Raw genomic sequence first — 20,664 nt, 5'->3', positions numbered from 1 at the left:
GTTAGTATCGGTACGTGGGACAGCATAGCGGCATCGGAGTACTGGACAAGGCGGTGGCCGTTCTCCAGGCGGTGGCCAGCGAACCGTGCGGCCTAGCCGAACTGTGCAGCCGTACGGGGCTGCCAAGAGCAACGGCGCACCGCCTCGCAGTGGGCTTGGAGGTCCACCGGCTGCTGAGAAGGGGCTCGGACGGACGCTGGCGCCCAGGAGCGGCTCTGGCGGAACTGGCGGGAGGAGCGGTAGATCCTCTTCTCGAAGCAGCAACGACGGTTCTGCCCAAGTTAAGGGATGTCACGGGAGAAAGCGTCCAGCTCTACAGGAGGGACGGAATGCAACGCCTGTGCATAGCGACGGCGGAACCCCCGAGCGGTCTGCGGGACACGGTGCCGGTGGGAACGGCCCTCCCGATGGCGGCGGGCTCAGGAGCCAAGGTCCTGGCGGCTTGGTCGGACCCCGCCACCCAAAGAGCGGTCCTGGCGGAAGCGGTCTACGGCGAGAGAACCCTCATGGAGGTCCGAAGAAGGGGCTGGGCCCAGAGCGTGGCGGAAAGGGAATCGGGGGTGGCAAGCGTCTCAGCCCCGGTCCGCGACGCCCAAGGCAACGTGGTGGCGGCCATATCGGTCTCGGGCCCGATCGACAGAATGGGCCGCCGCCCGGGAGCCCGTTGGGCAGCAGACCTGCTAGCAGCAGCAGATGCCCTCCAAAACCGCCTATAACCCCAACGCGCGGTGCGGGCCGGAACCCGCACCGCCAAGAACGCGCACGACGCCCAGCGCCGACGTATTGATAGGTGGCGGAACGAGAAGTGCCCCGCTCGCAGAGTCTGCGAGCGGGGCACTTGCTGGTAGTCCCGACGGGATTTGAACCCGCGCTACCGCCTTGAGAGGGCGGCGTCCTAGGCCGCTAGACGACGGGACCGCGCAACAAGAAGAACTTTACAACACCCCAGAACCCCCTCGAACACCACCCCCCACCGCCGACGCCGAAGGGCGAGTTCTATGAGTTCCGGGCCGGCCGTGGCGACGTTGCCCGAGTCGAACGGTGGGTGCGGATCGTATTCGACGCGAGGCGGGCCGCCTGGAAGTACGCCATGCCGATCCCCGCCGACACCCCGGCGGCGGTCCACGTCGTGCGCCGGTGCACGCGGCCGATCCAGTCGACCAACACCGGGTTCTCCATCGCGACGACCGTGCCGCGCTCGCCCGTGCGGACCGCGTGGTCGTCCTCAATGAGACGTTGCCGTCCCGGAAGGGCAACGCGCACCGTCCCCGGAAACCGTGGCCACGTACAGCGGCGAGCGCCGTGCGAATTCGGCGACCTCCAACGCCCCGATGGGACAGGCCACATCGAGGATCTGAGCGCCGTCATAAGCGACAACAACCACTCGCCGCTCCAAGTACCGCCAACCCCACCCAACAAGAACCCAAAGACCGGCGGCACGAGAAGCACAAAGAACAACCACCACCGCTAGAACAAGCCAAAAACCGCAAACCCCGGACCACACAAGGAAAAGCAAAGAACCAAAACGCAAAATCGATTCCAAAGACACAGACAAAGCAACCCCACAACCTGAACAGGCCCCAGACAAGGCTGCCCCCACGCCAATCCCCAGACGAAGCCAGAACAACACCAAAAGCCCAGACGAAGTCGGCCGCTGGTCGGAAACCCAGGCCGGGTACGCCCCAAAGACAAGGAGGAAGCAACCCCCGCACCGTGGGGGGCATGGGGGGCTCGGCCCCCCAAACAAAAAACGGAAAGGGCCACATCTGCGATTTCCGCAGATATGGCCCTTCCACCCTTGTAGTCCCGACGGGATTTGAACCCGCGCTACCGCCTTGAGAGGGCGGCGTCCTAGGCCGCTAGACGACGGGACCGCGTTGTTGAGAGATCATCAGATGATCTGCTCGCTGGGGTACCAGGACTCGAACCTAGACTAACTGAACCAGAATCAGTCGTGCTGCCAATTACACCATACCCCACGGTGTTGGACGGCCAGCTCCTTTTCCGATCTCCTGTGAGGAGTTCGGCTTCCGGGCCGCTGCCCGCCGCGTTGACAAGAATATTAGACCATCCCTTCAGAGAACCGAAAATCGCCCCCCTCTGTTTGGGATCGTCGCAGGTAGCGGCGGTTGCAGCGACCCGGGGCGGGCTAGTGGCGGATCAGCTCGGCGGCGCGGTGCGGGGCCTGAGCGCGGTCCGCACGGACGAGTACCGCAGGCAGGTCTGTCACGAGGAGTTCAGGGAGTTCGTCCAGGCTCGTGATGGTCGGCACGCCGGCGGACGGGTCCTGGGTTCCGCTGCGGTTGAGCCAGACGCCGTGGAGGCCGGCGCGGCTGGCGCCGAGGGCGTCGGTGTCGAGCTTGTCCCCGACGTGGACGACTTCTTCGGGGCGGAGGCCGAGCTCGTCGCAGGTGGCGTGGAAGATGCGCGGGTCCGGTTTGGCCACACCGATCTCGGCCGAGATGACGAGCGCGTCGAAGGCGCCGGCGAGGCCGACGGCGGCGATCTTCTTGCGCTGGTAGCCGCTGGGGGCGTTGGTGATCGCGGCGAGCTGGAGGCCGCTGGCGCGCAGCCAGTCGAGGCAGCGCCGGGCGTCGTCGAACAGGGTCCAGGCGCGCTGCATGGCGGCCATGCGCAGGGTTTCGCGGCGGGCGGCTTCGGCGGTTTCCAGTTCTTCGCCGAAGGCCGCGAAGAATGCCCGGGTGCGTTCGACGCACATCACGTCGAAGTCGATCTCGCCGGTGACGAACCGCGCGTAGTGCTGGTCCGTGGTGCGGTGCCACACCGGCCAGGCGCGGTCGGTGCCGACGAGTTCCCGCAGGGCGTGCCGCGCGGCTCTGCCGCTGTCGAGCAGGGTGTCGTCGAGGTCGAGGCAGACCGCCTTGATCTGGCCGAGTTCGTGGATGGTCGAAGTTTCAGGCGCGGATGTCACCCCGAGAGGCTAGGCATTCACCCGCTGCGTCCGACTCGGCCAATTTGGTGATCCTGTTGGCTTGTTTCGGTTGAGTCCGGTTGGCGGCACGGGGTCGTGGGTACGAGCGCACCCACGACCTCGTGCCGGAGCTCACTGGTTCAGCCGAGGGCCTTCCGCAGGCGTTCGAGGGAGATGTCGCGGCCGAGGAGTTCCATCGACTCGTACAGCGGCGGCGACACGGTGCGCCCGGTGATCGCCACCCGCACCGGCGCGAAGGCCTTGCGGGGCTTGATGCCGAGCCCGTCGACGACGGAGTCCTTCAGCGCCTGCTCGATGGCTGCCGTGGTCCATTCCGGCAGCGCTTCGAGGGCGTTGATGGCGGCTGCCAGGACCGGCTTGGCGTCTTCGCCGAGGGCCTTCTCGGCAGCGGCGGGTTCGGGCGCGAAGTCGTCGCCGACGAACAGGAAGGCCGTCATGCCGACCGAGTCGGAGAGCACGATCAGCCGCTCCTGCACCAGCGGCGCCGCGGCGCGCACGGTGGCGAGCTGCTGCTCGGTCGGCTCGGCCGGGAGCACGCCGCCCTGGATGAGGTAGGGCACCACGCGGTCGACGAAGTCGTCGGGTGCGAGGGCGCGCAGGTGCACGGAGTTGATCGCGTCGGCCTTCTTCTGGTCGAAGCGCGCCGGGTTTGCGCTGACCCGGCCGATGTCGAAGGCGTCGACCATCTCGTCGAGGCCGAACACGTCGCGGTCGTCGGAGATGGACCACCCGAGCAGCGCCAGGTAGTTCAGCAGGCCCTCGGGCAGGAAACCCCGGTCGCGATGGTGGAACAGGTTGGACTGCGGGTCGCGCTTGGAGAGCTTCTTGTTGCCCTCGCCCATGACGAACGGCAGGTGGCCGAACTCGGGCGTGAAGTCGGTGGCGCCGATGCGCTGCAGCGCCTCGTAGAGCGCGATCTGGCGGGGCGTGGACGACAGCAGGTCTTCGCCGCGCAGCACGTGGGTGATGTGCATCAGCGCGTCGTCGACCGGGTTGGTGAGGGTGTAGAGCGGGTCGCCGTTGGCGCGCACCAGGACCGGGTCCGGGACGCTGCCAGCGGGGAAGGTGATCTCGCCGCGCACCAGGTCGGTGAAGGTGATGTCACGGCCGGGCATCCGCAACCGCAGCACGGGCTTGCGGCCTTCGGCGCGGAAGGCCGCGAGCTGCTCGTCACTGAGGTCGCGGTCGTAGTTGTCGTAGCCCAGCTTGGGATCGCGCCCCTTCGCCTTGTGGCGGGCTTCGATCTCGTCCGGGCTGGAGTAGGACTCGTAGAGCTCGCGGGCGGCCAGCAGTCGCTGGGCGATGTCGGCGTAGATGTCGCGCCGCTCGCTCTGCCGGTAGGGGCCGTAGGGTCCGCCGACACCGGGGCCTTCGTCCCAGTCGAGGCCCAACCAGCGCAGCGCGTCGAGGATCGCCTGGTAGGACTCCTCGGTGTCCCGGCTGGCGTCGGTGTCCTCGATGCGGAACACCAGGGTGCCCTTGTTGTGCCGGGCGAACGCCCAGTTGTAGAGGGCCGTGCGGATCAGGCCGACGTGCGGGGTGCCGGTCGGCGAGGGGCAGAACCGGGCTCGGACGGGCCTGGCGTCGACTTTTGCTGCGGCTTCTGGCGTGCTCATAACACATCAAGCCTAGCCACTCGCCGTCGCCGGTTGACGGGCGCATCCGGGCAAGGCATTCTGACTTTATTCAACAACCGTTGAAAAACTGGAGGGGATCGCAATGAAACGAACCACCTGTTGCGTGGTCGGCGGCGGACCGGCGGGGATGGTGCTGGGGCTGCTGTTGGCCAGGGCCGGCGTCGAGGTGACCGTGCTGGAGAAGCACGGCGACTTCCTGCGGGACTTCCGCGGCGACACGGTGCACCCCACCACGCTGCAACTCCTCGACGACCTGGGCCTGGCCGAGCGGTTCGCCGAACTCCCGCAGCGCCGCCTGAACCAGGTGCGGCTGCCCATCGGTCAGGCGGGCGAGCTGTTCACCTTCGGGGACTTCAAGTCGCTGAAGGTGAAGTACAACTACATCGCGATGGTCCCGCAGTGGGACTTACTGGACATGCTGGCCGACGCCGGCAAGAAGGAGCCGGCGTTCACCCTGCGGATGAACACCGAGGCGACGGAACTGATCCGGGAACGCGGCCGGGTCAACGGGGTGCGCTACCGCACCGCCGACGGCGGGACCGGCGAGCTGCGCGCCACCATCACGGTGGCCTGCGACGGGCGGAAGTCGCTCGTGCGCGAGATGCCGGAGCTCGGCCTGCAGGACTTCCCTACGCCGATGGACGTTCGGTGGTTCCGGATTCCGCGGCAGACCGGCGATCTGGCGGGCGGCATCGGCCTGATCCGCGAACGCACCTTCACCATCATGTTCGACCGCGGCGACTACTTCCAGGCCGCGTCGATCATCGGCAAGGGCACCGACGAGGAGGGCCGCAAGCGGCCCATCGAGGAGTTCAACGAGCGTCTGGTCCGCTTCTTCCCGTGGCTGGCCGGGCGGGACCTCGTGCAGAGCTGGGAGGACGTCAAGCTGCTGCACGTGACCCTGGACAGGTTGCGCAAGTGGCACGTGCCGGGCCTGCTGTGCATCGGCGACGCTGCGCACGCGATGTCACCGGTCGGCGGCATCGGGATCAACCTGGCGGTGCAGGACGCCGTCGCGGCGGCGCGCCACCTGGCCGAGCCGCTGCGCAACGGGCGCTTGGAGCGCAAGCACGTGGCGGCGGTGCAACGGCGGCGCTGGCCGACGACGGTGCTGATCCAGCGGCTACAGCGCGTGATCCACGAGAACGTGATCTCCCCGGCGCTGCGCGGAGAGATCGACTTCGGCAACGCCGCGCGCCTGCCGCTCCCCCTGCGGGCGGTCTCGAACGCCCCGTGGCTGCGCAGGATCCCCGCGTACGTCCTCGCCTACGGAGCGGTCCGGGAACGCCCGCCGAAGGCCGCCCTCCGCTGACAACAGCGATGCGCCTTCGGCGTATGCGACGACCTCGCGTCACGACGGCTGCGGATCGACCAGGATGAAAAACGCTCATTGAAACTGGGGACGGACTGGGCCGTGTGTGGGGTGCAGTTTCAAATGGAAATTGCGGAGCCCGGAGACCGGGTGGTGCCTGGGGTTCCGGTACCCGGATCGGCTGCGCGAAACGGGCCCGGAAACCCGCTCTTCTAGCCCTGCTGAACTGGGGTGCAGTTTCAAATGGAAATTGCGGAGCCCGGAGACCGGGTGGTGCCTGGGGTTCCGGTACCCGGATCGGCTGCGCGAAACGGGCCCGGAAACCCGCTCTTCTAACCCTGCTGAACGGGGTTGGTTAGGGTGCCGAGGCCGTCGATGGACACCGACACCGTCTGGCCCACCCGCATCGGGCCCACGCCGGCCGGGGTACCGGTGAGGATCACGTCTCCCGGCAGCAGCGTCATAACCCGCGAGATCCACGAAACCAGCGCCGCGACGTCGTGCAGCAGCAGCGAGGTGCGCGAGTCCTGCTTGAGCTCGCCGTCCAGTTCGGTGCGGATCTTGAGGTCCGCCGGGTCCGCCGCGGTGTCGATCCACGGGCCCAGCGGGCAGAACGTGTCGTAGCCCTTGGCCCGCGTCCACTGCCCGTCGGCCTTCTGCTGGTCGCGCGCGGTGACGTCGTTGGCGATCGTGTAGCCCAGCAGCACCTCGGTGCCCCGGGCCTCCGGCACGTCCTTGCACGGCTGCCCGACGACGGCGGCGAGCTCGCCCTCGAAGTCCACCCGCTCGGAGTTCGGCGGCAGCTTGATGGCGGCGTTGGGGCCGATCACCGAGGTGGACGGCTTCATGAAGATCACCGGGTTCGCCGGTGGTTCCGAGCCCATCTCACGGGCGTGCTCGGCGTAGTTCTTGCCCACGCAGATGACCTTTGTGGGCAGGATCGGGGCGAGCAGCCGGACATCTGCCATCGGCCACTTGCGACCGGTGAACGTCGGGTCGCCGAACGGGTGCTGGTCGATCTCGACCGCGAGCACCTTCTCCTGCGGTGCGGCCGGATCCGGCTCCAGTGCGACGAAGGACACCCCGTCGGAGTGGGCGACACGTGCCAAGCGCAAGACGAACCTCCGGGATCAACTGTGGACTTCGGGTGAGGGCACCCGTGACAAACATACTTGGGCGCGGGTGCCCCTCACCCATTCCCCGGCCGGGTCACCGCGACGCGATCAGCCGCGGGCGCTGATCGCGTTGCGCCGCAAGGCCTTGTACACCAGCGCGTCGCAGAGCGCGAGCCAGCTCGCTTCGACGATGTTGCCGTGCACGCCCACAGTGGTCCACTCCTCCTCGCCGTCGCGGGATTCCAGGAGCACCCGGGTGACCGCGTCGGTGCCGGGGGCGTCGATGAGGATGCGGACCTTGTAATCGGCCAGTTCGACGGTTTCCAGCCACGGCAGGTGCGGCACCAACGCCTTGCGCAGCGCCGCGTCGAGGGCGTTGACCGGCCCGTTCCCCTCTGCGGTGGCGATCACGCGCTCCCCCGCGACGTGCACCTTGACAGTCGCTTCGGAGACCACGTCGCCGTCCGAGCGGTGGTCTAGCACCACCCGGTAGGACTCCAGCTCGAACGGCGCATCGACCGGCTCGCTGTCGGCCGCGGCGGCCATTTCCCGGCGCAGCAACAGTTCCAGCGACGCGTCGGCTGCTTCGAAGGACCAGCCGCGGGCTTCCAGCTCCTTCACCTGGCGCACCGCCCCCGTGATGGCGGCCGGCGACTCGGTGAGGTCGAGACCGAGCTCGGCGCCCTTGAGCTCCAGGCTGGCGCGCCCGGCCATTTCGGTGACCAGCACCCGCATCGCGTTGCCCACCACCGCCGGGTCGATGTGGTTGTAGAGCTCCGGGTCCACTTTGATCGCGCTCGCGTGCAGCCCGGCCTTGTGCGCGAAGGTCGACTGGCCGACGTAGGCCTGGTGCGTGTCAGGTGCCAGGTTGGCGATTTCGGCCAGCGCGTGCGAAACCCTGGTCAGTTCGCGCAGCTTTCCCTCCGGCAACACCGGCATCTCCAGTTTCGCGGCGAGATTGCCGATCACGGCGAACAGATCCGCGTTCCCCGCCCGCTCCCCGTAGCCGTTGGCGGTGCACTGCACGTGCGTCGCACCGGCTTGCACGGCCGCGATGCTGTTGGCCACCGCGCATCCGGTGTCGTCCTGGCAGTGGATCCCGACGCGCAATCCCGTGCGCGATACGACTTCGCCGACCGTCTCGGCCAGTTGCAGCGGCAGCTGCCCGCCGTTGGTGTCGCACAGCACGACGACGTCGGCGCCCGCGTTCGCGGCGGATTCCAGCACGCGCAGCGAGGTGTCGGGGTCGAAGGCGTAGCCGTCGAAGAAGTGCTCGGCGTCGAGGAACACCCGGCGTCCCTCGCCGACCAGGTAGCGCACGGTGTCCGCCACCATCGCGCAGTTCTCGGCCACGTCGGTGCGCAGCGCCCGCTCGATGTGCCGCCGGTCCGATTTGGCCACCAAGGTCACCACCGGGGCCCGCGAATCGAGCAGCGCCCGAACTTGCTGATCTTCGTCCACTTTGGTCCCGGCGCGGCGGGTGGAGCCGAAGGCCACCAGCGCGGCGTGCTGGAGATCGAGTTCTCCGTCGGCGGCGCGGTGGAAGAACTCGGTGTCCTTGGGCAGCGCGCCGGGCCAGCCGCCCTCGATGAAGCCGACGCCCAGGAAATCCAGCAGCCGCGCGACCGCGAGCTTGTCGGTGACCGAATACGAAATTCCCTCGCGCTGCGCGCCGTCCCGCAAGGTCGTGTCGTACACGTGGAAGTCGTCGCCCAGCGGCGTTCCGGCCGGGTTGGTGCGGGTCACTGGTTTTCTCCCGTCGGCGTCTGAGATGGATTGCAGCGGCAGCGCAGGCAACAAAAAAGACCCCCCGCAGATGCGAGAGGTCAGCGCGCCGGGGTGCGGAGTCGTCTACCCGGCGCGCTCGCCAATAATGATCACGCTGTTGAAAGCCACGCACCCATGCTGCCACAACGCACCGCCGGATCACCAGGTGACCGTGAATTCTCACCATCCGGGCGCGACGTCAGCGCCTGCCGCCCCAGGAACCGAATTCGACGCAGGCCAGCGCGAACTCCCCTTCGGTCAGCGCCTTCCGGCTTCGGCGAAGGCCTACTGCCCGGATTCGGCGCGGCGCTTGATCGCCGCCAGGCGTCGGTCCCATCGCGCGGCGCGGGACGCCAACCAGCGCGCCGTCGTCTCCAGCGGCTCCGACCTGATCGCGAAGCGGACCTCCCGGCCGACCCGCTGGGCCGTCACCAACCCCGCGTTCTCCAGCACCGCCAGGTGCTTGACGACGGCCTGCCGCGACACCGGCAGCGCGGCGGCCAGCGCCGTCGCGCTGGCCTCACCGCGTTCCCCGAGCAAGTCCACCAGCTGCCGCCGGGTCGGGTCGGCCAGCGCCGCCAGGACCTCGTCGACGTCACCGCGTTCCGTCACGCCTGCTACTTCTCCACCTTCTGCTTGAGCTCGTCCAGCACCTGCTCCCACCCGCCGGTGTTGTCGTCGACCGCGCCACGCCGCTGCGCCTCCGACGCGGCGAGCGCCGCGAAGCCGCTCTCGACCACGCGCAGCCGGGTGCTCCCGCCCTCCTCGACCAGCGTGAACTCGACAAGCGTCGAGTTTCCCTCCGCTGGTTCGTCGCCGGGGAAGGCGCTCGCCCAGCGGTACGAGAGGTAGCGGTTGGGGACCATCTTCTCGATCAGCTGCGGGAACCGGCCGTACTCGGTGTGCTCCGACACCAGCCGGCTGCCCGCGACGACCTCGACACCGGTCGGGTCCGCCTCGCCGAGCCAGAACTCGGGCTCCAGCAGGGCCGCCCACACCTGCACCGCCGGTGCCTCGATGACGATCTCGCGTTCGATCCGGTCCGAAACCATGAGTCACTCCAATCCAACGAATGTGCAACCCCAGGGTTGCACCACTCGCGATTTGATGCAACTCGCCGGTTGCACATCGGGTCGGCGAAAAGGGCGCCCCGACCGGGACGCCCTCATCGACTTCGAACTCCGATCAGGCCTGCGGAGCGACCTCGCGGGAGGAGACCAGCGCCGCGAGACGGTCACCGACCGCGAAGGTGGCACCCGGGGCCGAGTGGTCGCGGGTGGCGAGGTCGAACGCTACCGACGCCTCGACCCGCTTGGCGGCCTCGGTCAGGCCGACGTGATCGAGCAGCATCGCGACCGACAGCACCGCCGCGGTCGGGTCCGCCACGCCCTGCCCGGCGATGTCCGGCGCGCTGCCGTGCACCGGCTCGAACATGCTCGGGTTGCGCCGGGTGGCGTCGATGTTGCCGCTCGCCGCCAGCCCGATGCCGCCGGTGACCGCACCCGCCAGGTCGGTGATGATGTCGCCGAACAGGTTGTCGGTGACGATCACGTCGAACCGGCCCGGGTCGGTGACCAGGTGGATGGTCGTGGCATCCACGTGCTGGTAGGCCACGGTGACGTCCGGGTACTGCAGCGAGACTTCTTCGACCACGCGCGACCACAACGATCCGGCGTGAGTGAGCACGTTGGTCTTGTGCACCAGCGTCAGGTGCTTGCGCGGCCGGGAGGCGGCACGGGCGAACGCGTCGCGCACCACCCGCTCCACACCGAACGCGGTGTTGATGCTGACCTCGGTCGCGATCTCGTGCGTGGTGTCCTTGCGCAGCAGGCCGCCGTTGCCGACGTACGGCCCCTCGGTGCCCTCGCGCACCACGACCATGTCGATCTCGCCGGGGTCGGCCACCGGACTCTTCACGCCCGGGTAGAGCCGGGCCGGCCGCAGGTTCACGTGATGGTCGAGCTCGAAGCGCAGCCGCAGCAGCAGGCCGCGCTCCAGGATCCCGCTGGGCACGGACGGGTCGCCCACCGCGCCGAGCAGGATCGCGTCGTGCTGCCGGAGTTCACCCAGGACGGACTCGGGCAGCAGCTCCCCGGTCGCGTGCCAGCGCGCGGCTCCCAGGTCGTATCGAGTGATCTCGGTATCCGGCACGACCTCGCCGAGCACCTTGAGTGCCTCGGCAATAACCTCCGGCCCGATCCCGTCGCCGGGGATCACAGCGAGCCGCATCTACACACCTCCCGAGAACCACCCCGACCCGCGGGGCTCGAACTGTTGAGCCGAAGGCTACCGGCAGGGCTGTGGGCAACGGCACGCCGGGCCCACCAAGTGGATGAACTGTCCCGGGGAGTGGGACACCCATACGGGGGATAGGTCCATCGGTCACAGGTGCGACGCAGGGGCCGTCCCAAGATGCGGAACGGCCCCGCCTCACTCGTCCGAATTACCGGTCGCGGTCCCACCTACGCAGCGGGACCAGACCGGGCGCGCTCACTCGAAGCTGACGGTGCGCACGACGCGGGCCCCGACGGCGGCGCCGATCGGCTCCAGCACGCCCGGCTCGACCGGACGGTCCACGCGCAGCAGCATGATCGCCTCGGAGCGCTCCGTGGTCTGGCTGACCATAGCCGCCTCGATGTTCACGCCGACCTCGCCGAGCAGCGTGCCGACCTTGCCCATCACGCCCGGCCGGTCCGGGTACTCCAGCAGCAGCACGTTGCCCTCGGCACGCAGGTCGAAGTGCCTGCCGTTGACCTCGACCAGCTTCTCCACCAGGTTCGGCCCCGACAACGCACCGGAGACCACGGCGGTGCGACCGTCCGGCAGCCCCGCGCGCACCGACACCACGCTGCGGTGGTTCGGGCTCTCCGAAGAGGTCTTGACCTCCACCTGCACGCCCAGGTCCTCGGCCAGCTGCGGCGCGTTGACGAAGGTCACCTGGTTCTCCACCGCACCGGCGAACACGCCGCGCAGCGCCGCGAGCTGCAGCACCGAGACGTCCTCGTCGGCCAGCTCGCCGCGGGCCTCCACGGTCACCGAGCTCGGCGTGCTGCCCACCAGCGCGGCCAGCACCTGGCCCAGCTTCTGGGTCAGCGACAGGTACGGGCGGACTTCCTCGCCGACCGCGCCACCCTGCACGTTGACCGCGTCCGGCACGAAGTCGCCACGCAGCGCCAGCCGCACCGAGCGGGCCACATCGGTGCCCGCGCGGTCCTGGGCCTCCGCGGTGGACGCGCCCAGGTGCGGGGTGACGACGACGTTGGACAGCTGGAACAGCGGGCTGTCGGTGGTCGGCTCGGTCTTGAACACGTCGATGCCTGCGCCGCCGATCTGGCCGTTGCGCAGCGCGTCGACCAGCGCGTCCTCGTCGATCAGGCCGCCGCGGGCGGCGTTGACGACCAGCAGACCGGGCTTGGCCTTCTTCAGCTCCTCGGCGCCGATGAGGCCGAGGGTCTCGGCGGTCTTGGGCAGGTGGATGGAGATCGCGTCGGCACGAGCCAGCAGCTCGTCGAGGGTGACCAGCTCGATGCCCAACTGCGCGGCGCGGCCCGGCGACACGTAGGGGTCGTAGGCGATCAGCTTGGTGCCGAAGGCGGCCACGCGCTGCGCGAACAGCTGGCCGATCTTGCCCAGGCCGACCACGCCGACGGTCTTGCTGTTGAGCTCGACGCCGGTGTAGGAGCTGCGCTTCCACTCGCCGCCCTTGAGGCTCGCGTCGGCCTGCGCAACGTTGCGCGCCACTGCGAGTAGCAGCGCCATCGCGTGCTCGGCAGCCGAGACGATGTTGGAGGTGGGGGCGTTGACGACCATCACGCCGCGCTCCGTGGCGGCGGGTACCTCGACGTTGTCCAGGCCGACCCCGGCGCGGGCAACGACCTTGAGCTTTTTCGCCGCCGCCAGGACCTCGGCGTCGACCTTGGTGGCGGAACGGACCAGCAGCGCATCGGCGTCGGCGACGGCGTCGAGCAGCGCCGGCCGGTCGGTGCCGTCCACGTTGCGGATCTCGACCTCGTCCCCGAGGGCGTCGATCACGGACGGTGCCAGCTTCTCGGCGATCAGGACGACAGGACGGCTCGCGTTGGTCACGGGCGAACTCCAGTTGGAAGATCACGGTCGGCACGGGGATGTGCCCGGACGGATCGGAGTTTAACGGGAGATTGAGAAAGCATTCACAAGGGTGTTGCCCGGATCACCGCCGCCGCAAAGCCCGGCCCGTTAAGCCCGATTCTTCGGCATTGTCGCAGATCAGCCGGGCCGCGGGAACGACACCGCGAGTCCGCTGGGACACGTTGTCACGCGAGCGGCGACTGTGCCGCCAGTGACCGGCACGCACGGCAACCACCCGTACCCGTGACGACCTGCTGGTGACCGCCGCCGCGACATCCCACCCCGCGTCTGCGGGAGCTACCGCAAGCAGCGGAGCCGCCCAGCCCACCCCCACAACTTGCACCGCCGCGCGTTCTCAGACGTCCTCTCGCGAGGACAGCCCCGGCGCGACGTATTGGTCCATACGTGTGTCGGGGATCCCGGAGCCGAGAAGGCGCCTGAGGTCCCGCGACGCCACGCAAAAGAACCCCGGAACTCGGACGAATCACGGTTCGTCGAATTCGCCGTCTTTGGCGCCCGCGACGAAGGCATCCCACTCCTCCGGTGTGAAGACCAGGACCGGGCCCTCCGGTTCGGCGCCGTTGCGCATGCCGATGTAGCCGTCCACGAAGGCGATTTCGACGCCGGGCTCGTCCGGGTCGTCGGTGCTGGCGATCCACTCCGCGTTGGCGAAGTCCAACTGGTGGCGGATGTGCGCCTTGTTGTCGACGATCTCGTTGTCTGCACTCACGACACGTACCCTATCCCTCACCCGCAGCGACCGGTTTCCCCTTTCGGCAACTGGGAAACGGGGGCGGAACCTACCGACTCCCGGTCGGAAAGCCGAGGCCCGGTGATTCCTCGTGGGTTTCACCGGGCCTTTCGTATCGGCCGGACGCGCGGTTGGCACGCCGCCGAAAATCTGGACCTCTTACCTGTTGGTCCAGGACATCAGGGAGCGGAGCTTCTTGCCGACCTCTTCGATCTGGTGGGCGTTGCCCTCCGCCTGCAGCTTGGTGAAGTTCGGGCGCCCAGCCTCGTCCTCGGCCACCCACTCCGTGGCGAAGGTGCCGTCCTGGATCTCGCCCAGGATCTTGCGCATCGACTCCTTGACGTGGGCGTCGATAACCCGTGGGCCGCGGGTGAGGTCGCCGTACTCGGCGGTGTCGCTGATGGAGTAGCGCTGACCGGCGATGCCGCCCTCCCACATGAGGTCGACGATCAGCTTGAGCTCGTGCAGCACCTCGAAGTAGGCGATCTCCGGCTGGTAGCCGGCCTCGACCAGCACCTCGAAGCCGTTCTGCACCAGTGCGCTCGCGCCACCGCACAGGACCGCCTGCTCACCGAACAGGTCGGTCTCGGTCTCCTCCTTGAAGGTGGTCTTGATGACGCCGGCCCGCGCGCCACCGATGGCGGCGGCATAGGACAGCGCCAGCGCCTGCGCGTTGCCGGAGGGGCCCTGCTCGACCGCGATCAGGCAGGGCACGCCCTTGCCGTCGACGAACTGGCGGCGCACCAGGTGACCCGGGCCCTTCGGCGCGACCATTGCGACGTCCACGTCCGCCGGCGGCTGGATCAGGCCGTAGCGGATGTTGAAGCCGTGGCCGAAGAACAGCGCGTCACCCTGCTTGAGGTTCGGCGCGATGTCGTTGGCGTAGATCTCGCGCTGCTTGGTGTCGGGCGCCAGGATCATGATCAGGTCGGCCTCCGCGGCGGCCTCGGCCGGGGTGAGCACCCGCAGGCCCTCTTCCGCCGCCTTGGCGCGCGACTTGGAACCCTCCGGGAGACCGACGCGCACGTCCACGCCCGAGTCCCGCAGGCTCAGCGCGTGCGCGTGGCCCTGGCTGCCGTAGCCGATGACCGCGACCTTGCGCCCCTGCACGATGCCCAGATCAGCGTCCGCGTCGTAGAAGATTTCAACTGCCATGATGATTCAGCGTTTCCTTTCGGGACTTCTTCGTGTCTGCCGCCGAGGCGATGGTTCCTCGTCCGGGGGGTACCCGCCGGGACGGCTTCGCGGACGAATTCGGCGACAGACTCTTCGGTTTTCGGCACTGTGGCGGAGGCGCCGGATCAGCGCACTGCAATGGCCGTGATGGAGCGCGGGCCACGCCCGATCGCGATCGTTCCCGACTGCACCATCTCACGCACGCCGTAGGGTTCCAGCATTCGCAGCAATGCGTCGAGCTTATCGGCGGTACCGGTGGCCTCGACGGTCAGCGCCTCCGGGGAGACGTCAACCACTTTCGCGCGGAACAGCTGCACCGTCTCCAGCACCTGGCTGCGCACCGACGCGTCGGCGCGGACCTTGACCAGCAGCAGCTCCCGCTGCACCGCGGCGTCGGTCTCCAGCTCCACGATCTTGATCACGTTCACCAGCTTGTTGAGCTGCTTGGTGACCTGCTCCAGAGGCTGGTCCGAGACGGCGACCACGATCGTCATCCTGGAGATGTCCGGGTGCTCGGTCGGGCCGACCGCGAGCGACTCGATGTTGAAGCTGCGGCGGGAGAACAGGCCGGCCACCCGGGCGAGCACCCCGGGGACGTTCTCCACCAGCACGCTCAGCGTGTGTCGGGTCATTGGCGCGCTCACCCCTCGTCCTCGTCGAACAGCGGGCGAATACCGCGCGCCGCCATGATCTCGTCGTTTCCGGTACCGGCGGCCACCATCGGCCACACCTGGGCGTCCTCGCCCACCACGAAGTCGATCACGACGGGTCGGTCGTTGATCTCCATCGCCCGCTGGATGACGCTGTCGACGTCCTCTTTGGACTCGCATCGCAGGCCCGCGCAGCCGTAGGCCTCGGCCAGCAGTTTGAAATCCGGGATGCGGTGCTTGTGGGTGCCGAGGTCACTGTGTGAGTAGCGCTCGGAGTAAAACAGGTTCTGCCACTGACGGACCATACCGAGGTTGCCGTTGTTGATGACGGCAACCTTGATGGGGATGCCCTCGATGGCGCAGGTAGCGAGCTCCTGGTTGGTCATCTGGAAGCAGCCGTCGCCGTCGATTGCCCACACCGCCGTGCCCGGCATCCCGGCCTTGGCACCCATCGCGGCGGGCACCGCGTAGCCCATCGTGCCGAGCCCCCCGGAGTTCAGCCAGGTGCGCGGGTGCTCGTAGCCGACGAACTGCGCGGCCCACATCTGGTGCTGGCCCACGCCGGCGGCGTAGATGGCGTCCGGGCCGACCAGCTTGCCGATTCGCTCGATGACGTACTCCGGCGACAGGCTGCCGTCGCTCGGCCACTCGTAGCCCAGCGGGAACCGCTTGCGCAGGTCGTCGAGCAGCTCCCACCAGGGCGCCAGGTCGGCGGTACCGCGCTCGCCGGTGGCGGTGGTGACCGCGCCGATCAGCTCGCTGAGCACTTCCTTGCAGTCGCCGACGATCGGCACGTCCGCGTAGCGGTTCTTGGAGATCTCCGCGGGGTCGATGTCGGCGTGCACGACCTTGGCGTCGGGTGCGAACGACGAGAGCTGGCCGGTGACCCGGTCGTCGAAGCGGGCGCCCAGCGCGATCAGCAGGTCGGCGCGCTGCATCGCGGCGACCGCGGCCACCTTGCCGTGCATGCCGGGCATGCCCAGGTGCTGGGGGTGCGAGTCGGGGAACGCGCCCCGCGCCATCAGCGTGGTGACCACCGGGATGCGGGTGCGCTCGGCCAACTCCCGCAGCTCGGCGTGCGCCTCGGCCTTGATGACCCCGCCGCCGACGTAGAACACCGGCCGCTGCGCCTCGGCGATCAGCTTGGCGGCCTCCCGGACCTGCTTGCCGTGCGGCTTGCTGGTCGGCCGGTAGCCGGGCAGCTTCATCTCCGGCGGCCAGGAGAACGACACGGTCGCCTGCTGGACGTCCTTGGGGATGTCCACCAGCACCGGGCCGGGCCGACCGCTGGAGGCGATGTAGAACGCCTCGGCGATGGTCCGCGGCAGTTCATCGGGGTCGGTGACCAGGAAGTTGTGCTTGGTGATCGGCAGCGTGATGCCGCAGATGTCGGCTTCCTGGAAGGCGTCGGTGCCGATCAAGCCGGTGCTTTGCTGACCGGTGATCGCGACGACCGGGACCGAGTCCATGTGCGCGTCGACGAGCGCGGTGACCAGGTTGGTCGCGCCCGGGCCGGAGGTCGCCATGCACACCCCGACCTTGCCGGTGGCCTGCGCGTAGCCGGTTGCCGCGTGCCCGGCACCCTGCTCGTGGCGGACCAGCACGTGCCGGACCTTTTTGGAGTCGAGGAGCGGGTCGTAGGAAGGCAGGATCGTGCCGCCCGGAATCCCGAAGACGATCTCGCAGCCAACGGACTCCAGTGAACGAACTAGTGCCTGCGCACCGGTCATCTTCACTGGGGCACCGCTTGGCGGCGCGGGCTTGGGACGGCGTCCTGGCGGGGGCGCCGGGACCGGATTCTGCCGTGTATTGGCGCTGGTCATCGGGTCTGCCTCGGGGTCGGGAGTTGGACCGGACACGAAAAAACCCCCGCAGACCTCAAATAGGCCTGACGAGGGTTGGCGCGTCGATGCTGCGAACTTCCTAGGCGTCGACGCGCCGGGGAAGTACGAGAATGTTGTGCAGTCGCAGCATGGCTAGGACGTTAATCAAAGCGGCCCCCCACGTCAAACCATGCGGGACAATCTTCCCGGATAGTGGACACCTGGGATGCCGAGCCGAGCCGCCCGGATCGGGAGTAATCCCTGGTCAACAAGGCCATGACGGGTCTCGGACGCCGGTCGATGTGACGTCCGCCGCGCCCGCGGCCGTGAACGGGACGTGTCCGGCCGCGCCGCCCGCGACCGCCCACGAAGCCCGGATTTCGCAGGTGAGACCATCGGGACGTGAGTGAGACCCCGCAGGAGCCCGAGCAGCCCGACGCCGAGCAGCCCGCCACGGAGCCCTCCGGCAACAAGCCCTCCGCCGCGGAACGCGCCGAGCAGGCCGACGCCAAGCAGGCGGAGAAGGCGGAGAAGAGCGACGCGGCCGGGGCCCCGGCAAAGCCCGAGTCCCCGAAGTCCCTGACGTTCCGGATCACCCCGGTAGCGCTGCTGGCCGTGCTGGCGATCACCATCTGCGCCACCCCGCTCGCCACCACCGCGGGCACCTGGGCGCTGCTGCTCTACCTGATCCCGCTCGGGCTGCTGGTGTGGATCCTGCGGACCCGGACCACGGTCGACACCCAGCAGGTCGTGGTGCGCACCGCGTTCGGCCGCACCAAGTTCAGCTGGGACGACGTGGTGTCGCTACGGCTGGACCAGCGGCGTTGGCTCAAGGCCGTGCTGCACTCCGGCAAGGAGATCCAACTCCCGGCGGTGCGGGTGCGCGACCTGCCCCGGGTCGCGGCGATCAGCGGTGGGCGGCTGCCCGACCCGACCACGCAGGAGTAATGTCGACCGCACCGCAAACCCTCCGCGCCCAAAAGGCGCTGCCCGGGCGAATGAGCTCAACGCGTTGTCGTCAGGCAGGTGGCGACGCCACTTCCGACGGTAGACCGCAAGCCGCGACGCTCAACTCGCAAGGCCGAAAGCCGCCGCAAACGGCGAAGTCGCTTAGCCCCCTGAGCAACTTGCAGCGGGTTCTCAACGGTGTCTTGCGGGGACAGCCGCACCCGGAGCTATCTCGCGAGGACAACCCCGACGCCACTTATGTGGCATACACAAGTCGGGGATCCCGGAATCGAGAAGGCTTCTGAGGTTCCGCTACTTGCACCGCTAAGCAAACCAGTCCCGAAAATCCGTAAGAAGGTCTATATGCCCCAGCTGCGCTCTCGCACCACGACGCACGGACGCAATGCCGCCGGCGCCCGCTCGCTGTGGCGTGCCACCGGCATGACCGACGACGACTTCGGCAAGCCCATTGTGGCGATCGCCAACTCCTACACCCAGTTCGTGCCTGGCCACGTGCACCTGCGCGACCTCGGCGACGTGGTCGCCGCGACGATCCGCGAGGCCGGGGGCGTGCCGCGGGAGTTCCACACCATCGCGGTGGACGACGGCATCGCGATGGGCCACGGCGGGATGCTCTATTCGCTGCCCTCGCGGGAGCTGATCGCCGACTCGGTGGAGTACATGGTCAACGCGCACCAGGCCGACGCGCTGGTGTGCATCTCCAACTGCGACAAGATCACCCCTGGCATGCTCAACGCCGCGATGCGGCTGAACATCCCGACGGTGTTCGTCTCCGGTGGCCCGATGGAGGCCGGCAAGGCGGTCGTGGTGGACGGGGTCGCGCACGCGCCGACCGACCTGATCACCACCATCTCGGCGTCCGCGAACCCCGCGGTGGACGACGCCGGGCTCTCCGAGGTCGAGCGCTCGGCCTGCCCGACTTGCGGTTCCTGCTCGGGCATGTTCACCGCCAACTCGATGAACTGCCTCACCGAGGCACTCGGCCTGGCGCTGCCCGGCAACGGGTCCACATTGGCCACCCACGTCGCGCGCCGCGCCCTGTTCGAGGAGGCCGGCCGAACCGTGGTGCGCATCGCCAAGCGCTACTACGGCGAGGACGACGAGTCGGTGCTGCCCCGCTCGGTCGCCAACAAGAAGGCGTTCGAGAACGCGATGGCGCTGGACATGGCGATGGGCGGCTCCACGAACACGGTGCTGCACACGCTGGCCGCCGCGCTCGAAGGCGAGATCGACTTCACCCTGGACGACATCGCGGAGATCAGCCGCCGGGTGCCGTGCCTGTCGAAGGTCAGCCCGAACTCCGACTACCACATGGAGGACGTGCACCGGGCCGGCGGCATCAGCGCGATCCTCGGCGAGCTCGACCGGGCCAGCCTGCTGCACCGCGACGTTTCCTCGGTGCACAGCGCGAGCCTGACCGAATGGCTGTCCAGCTGGGACATCCGCGGCGAATCGCCGTCGGAGGAGGCCATCGAGCTGTTCCACGCGGCGCCGGGCGGGGTTCGCACCACGCAGGCGTTCTCCACGGACAACCGCTGGTCCTCCTTGGACACCGACGCCGAGGGGGGCTGCATCCGCGACGTCGCGCACGCCTACACCGCGGACGGCGGGCTGGCCGTGCTCAAGGGCAACCTCGCCGACGAGGGCGCGGTGGTCAAGACCGCCGGTGTCGAGGAAGAGCTGTGGTACTTCCAGGGCCCGGCTCGGGTCGTGGAGAGCCAGGAGCAGGCCGTGTCGGTGATCCTGAACAAGGAGATCCAGCCGGGCGAGGTGCTGGTGGTCCGCTACGAGGGCCCCGCGGGCGGCCCGGGCATGCAGGAGATGCTGCACCCGACCGCGTTCCTCAAGGGTTCGGGGCTGGGCAAGAAGTGCGCGCTGATCACCGACGGCCGCTTCTCCGGCGGTTCCTCCGGCCTGTCCATCGGGCATATCTCACCGGAGGCGGCCAACGGCGGCACTATCGGGCTCGTCAACGACGGTGACCAGATCCTCATCGATGTCCGCGAGCGGAAGCTGGAACTGCTGGTGTCCGACGAGGTGCTGGCCGAACGCCGCGCCAAGCTGGAGGCCAGCGAGCACCCGTGGCAGCCGGTCGGCCGAGACCGCAAGGTCACGGCGGCGCTGCGCGCCTACGCCCGCCTCGCCACCTCCGCCTCCTACGGAGCAGTCCGCGACGTCAACAAGTAGACCTGTCTCCGGAGGGGTCCTGCGTAGCGGTGCCCGTAGCGGAACCGCAGAACCCGCGGCGGTGCGAGTTGCACAGGTGGGCTAAGCGCCGGCGCTTGCGAAAGCTCTGCAGATACGACTCCGAGCCTCGCGGCGGTGGCGCAGCGGACGCAAGTGGCCACGGCAAACGTGTGACGGGCAGCCTTGCCGATTTGTCGGCAAGGCTGCCCTTCCGCGC

17 protein-coding genes and 3 tRNA genes are annotated in these 20,664 nt (G+C 68.6%); 4 read left to right on the top strand and 16 right to left on the bottom strand.

The features are described 5' to 3' along the window. Positions 1 to 14: 14 nt before the first annotated feature. A complete protein-coding gene (locus tag SSPN_RS0101535) occupies positions 15 to 716 on the top strand; it encodes an IclR family transcriptional regulator (RefSeq protein ID WP_083821565.1) in 702 nt (233 codons plus the stop codon). A 126-nt stretch (positions 717 to 842) separates the two neighbouring features. On the opposite strand, the gene SSPN_RS0101530 is transcribed toward SSPN_RS0101535, so the two are convergent. The 6 genes from SSPN_RS0101530 to gltX all read right to left on the bottom strand — a co-directional run bounded on the left by SSPN_RS0101530 (position 843) and on the right by gltX (position 4,569). Then, positions 843 to 918, bottom strand: a tRNA-Glu gene (locus SSPN_RS0101530). A 78-nt stretch (positions 919 to 996) separates the two neighbouring features. Then, on the bottom strand, positions 997 to 1,263 hold the full coding sequence (locus tag SSPN_RS56375) for a hypothetical protein (RefSeq protein WP_010305653.1): 267 nt from the start codon (positions 1,261 to 1,263) through the stop codon (positions 997 to 999). A gap of 538 nt (positions 1,264 to 1,801) precedes the next feature. Beyond that, positions 1,802 to 1,874 (bottom strand) — tRNA-Glu (locus SSPN_RS0101520). A 33-nt stretch (positions 1,875 to 1,907) separates the two neighbouring features. Continuing rightward, positions 1,908 to 1,979, bottom strand: a tRNA-Gln gene (locus tag SSPN_RS0101515). A 170-nt stretch (positions 1,980 to 2,149) separates the two neighbouring features. Next, positions 2,150 to 2,932 carry an HAD family hydrolase gene (locus tag SSPN_RS0101510; protein WP_010305650.1) on the bottom strand — a complete coding sequence of 261 codons (783 nt, stop codon included), beginning with the start codon at positions 2,930 to 2,932 and terminating at the stop codon, positions 2,150 to 2,152. A 140-nt stretch (positions 2,933 to 3,072) separates the two neighbouring features. Continuing rightward, complete coding sequence (gene gltX, locus SSPN_RS0101505) at positions 3,073 to 4,569, bottom strand: glutamate--tRNA ligase (protein ID WP_010305646.1); 1,497 nt, start codon at positions 4,567 to 4,569, stop codon at positions 3,073 to 3,075. 103 nt (positions 4,570 to 4,672) lie between these two features. Here gltX and SSPN_RS0101500 point away from each other — a divergent pair, with 103 nt between their 5' ends. Continuing rightward, on the top strand, positions 4,673 to 5,902 hold the full coding sequence (locus SSPN_RS0101500) for an FAD-dependent oxidoreductase (RefSeq protein WP_029534859.1): 1,230 nt from the start codon (positions 4,673 to 4,675) through the stop codon (positions 5,900 to 5,902). A gap of 332 nt (positions 5,903 to 6,234) precedes the next feature. On the opposite strand, the gene SSPN_RS0101495 is transcribed toward SSPN_RS0101500, so the two are convergent. The 10 genes from SSPN_RS0101495 to SSPN_RS0101450 all read right to left on the bottom strand — a co-directional run bounded on the left by SSPN_RS0101495 (position 6,235) and on the right by SSPN_RS0101450 (position 17,291). Then, positions 6,235 to 7,017 (bottom strand): fumarylacetoacetate hydrolase family protein, encoded by a 783-nt coding sequence (locus tag SSPN_RS0101495; protein WP_010305640.1) that lies wholly within the window; start codon positions 7,015 to 7,017, stop codon positions 6,235 to 6,237. Between the two features lie 108 nt (positions 7,018 to 7,125). Continuing rightward, on the bottom strand, positions 7,126 to 8,763 hold the full coding sequence (gene cimA, locus SSPN_RS0101490; protein ID WP_010305636.1) for a citramalate synthase: 1,638 nt from the start codon (positions 8,761 to 8,763) through the stop codon (positions 7,126 to 7,128). A gap of 306 nt (positions 8,764 to 9,069) precedes the next feature. Then, entirely contained in the window at positions 9,070 to 9,396 is a 327-nt protein-coding gene (locus tag SSPN_RS0101485) for an ArsR/SmtB family transcription factor (protein ID WP_010305630.1), read from the bottom strand. Between the two features lie 5 nt (positions 9,397 to 9,401). Further along, a complete protein-coding gene (locus SSPN_RS0101480; RefSeq protein ID WP_010305627.1) occupies positions 9,402 to 9,836 on the bottom strand; it encodes an SRPBCC domain-containing protein in 435 nt (144 codons plus the stop codon). A gap of 133 nt (positions 9,837 to 9,969) precedes the next feature. Next, positions 9,970 to 11,013 carry a 3-isopropylmalate dehydrogenase gene (locus SSPN_RS0101475; RefSeq protein ID WP_010305623.1) on the bottom strand — a complete coding sequence of 348 codons (1,044 nt, stop codon included), beginning with the start codon at positions 11,011 to 11,013 and terminating at the stop codon, positions 9,970 to 9,972. 261 nt (positions 11,014 to 11,274) lie between these two features. Continuing rightward, entirely contained in the window at positions 11,275 to 12,870 is a 1,596-nt protein-coding gene (gene serA / locus SSPN_RS0101470; RefSeq protein ID WP_010305620.1) for a phosphoglycerate dehydrogenase, read from the bottom strand. 505 nt (positions 12,871 to 13,375) lie between these two features. Beyond that, complete coding sequence (locus SSPN_RS41990; protein ID WP_010305617.1) at positions 13,376 to 13,621, bottom strand: DUF397 domain-containing protein; 246 nt, start codon at positions 13,619 to 13,621, stop codon at positions 13,376 to 13,378. A gap of 180 nt (positions 13,622 to 13,801) precedes the next feature. Next, positions 13,802 to 14,797 carry a ketol-acid reductoisomerase gene (gene ilvC, locus SSPN_RS0101460; RefSeq protein WP_010305613.1) on the bottom strand — a complete coding sequence of 332 codons (996 nt, stop codon included), beginning with the start codon at positions 14,795 to 14,797 and terminating at the stop codon, positions 13,802 to 13,804. Between the two features lie 146 nt (positions 14,798 to 14,943). Then, positions 14,944 to 15,450, bottom strand: a complete 507-nt coding sequence (gene ilvN / locus SSPN_RS0101455) for an acetolactate synthase small subunit (protein WP_010305608.1) — start codon at positions 15,448 to 15,450, stop codon at positions 14,944 to 14,946. Between the two features lie 8 nt (positions 15,451 to 15,458). Next, complete coding sequence (locus tag SSPN_RS0101450) at positions 15,459 to 17,291, bottom strand: acetolactate synthase large subunit (RefSeq protein WP_083821564.1); 1,833 nt, start codon at positions 17,289 to 17,291, stop codon at positions 15,459 to 15,461. A 402-nt stretch (positions 17,292 to 17,693) separates the two neighbouring features. Here SSPN_RS0101450 and SSPN_RS41985 point away from each other — a divergent pair, with 402 nt between their 5' ends. Together SSPN_RS41985 and ilvD are read left to right on the top strand one after the other, a co-directional pair. Then, positions 17,694 to 18,239, top strand: a complete 546-nt coding sequence (locus tag SSPN_RS41985; protein ID WP_010305598.1) for a PH domain-containing protein — start codon at positions 17,694 to 17,696, stop codon at positions 18,237 to 18,239. Between the two features lie 363 nt (positions 18,240 to 18,602). After that, complete coding sequence (gene ilvD, locus SSPN_RS0101440; RefSeq protein WP_010305594.1) at positions 18,603 to 20,447, top strand: dihydroxy-acid dehydratase; 1,845 nt, start codon at positions 18,603 to 18,605, stop codon at positions 20,445 to 20,447. Positions 20,448 to 20,664: the final 217 nt, after the last annotated feature.

This window comes from Saccharopolyspora spinosa NRRL 18395 (assembly GCF_000194155.1).
Lineage (GTDB): Bacteria > Actinomycetota > Actinomycetes > Mycobacteriales > Pseudonocardiaceae > Saccharopolyspora > Saccharopolyspora spinosa.
This window is presented reverse-complemented; position numbering and strand designations above follow the sequence as displayed.

Coding starts and splice junctions, on each gene's coding strand:
- gltX (WP_010305646.1), bottom strand. CDS start 4,569: ATGAGCACGCCAGAAGCCGCAGCAAAAGTCGACGCCAGGCCCGTCCGA.
- SSPN_RS0101500 (WP_029534859.1), top strand. CDS start 4,673: ATGAAACGAACCACCTGTTGCGTGGTCGGCGGCGGACCGGCGGGGATG.
- SSPN_RS0101480 (WP_010305627.1), bottom strand. CDS start 9,836: ATGGTTTCGGACCGGATCGAACGCGAGATCGTCATCGAGGCACCGGCG.
- SSPN_RS0101475 (WP_010305623.1), bottom strand. CDS start 11,013: ATGCGGCTCGCTGTGATCCCCGGCGACGGGATCGGGCCGGAGGTTATT.
- ilvC (WP_010305613.1), bottom strand. CDS start 14,797: ATGGCAGTTGAAATCTTCTACGACGCGGACGCTGATCTGGGCATCGTG.
- ilvN (WP_010305608.1), bottom strand. CDS start 15,450: ATGACCCGACACACGCTGAGCGTGCTGGTGGAGAACGTCCCCGGGGTG.
- SSPN_RS0101450 (WP_083821564.1), bottom strand. CDS start 17,291: ATGACCAGCGCCAATACACGGCAGAATCCGGTCCCGGCGCCCCCGCCA.
- ilvD (WP_010305594.1), top strand. CDS start 18,603: ATGCCCCAGCTGCGCTCTCGCACCACGACGCACGGACGCAATGCCGCC.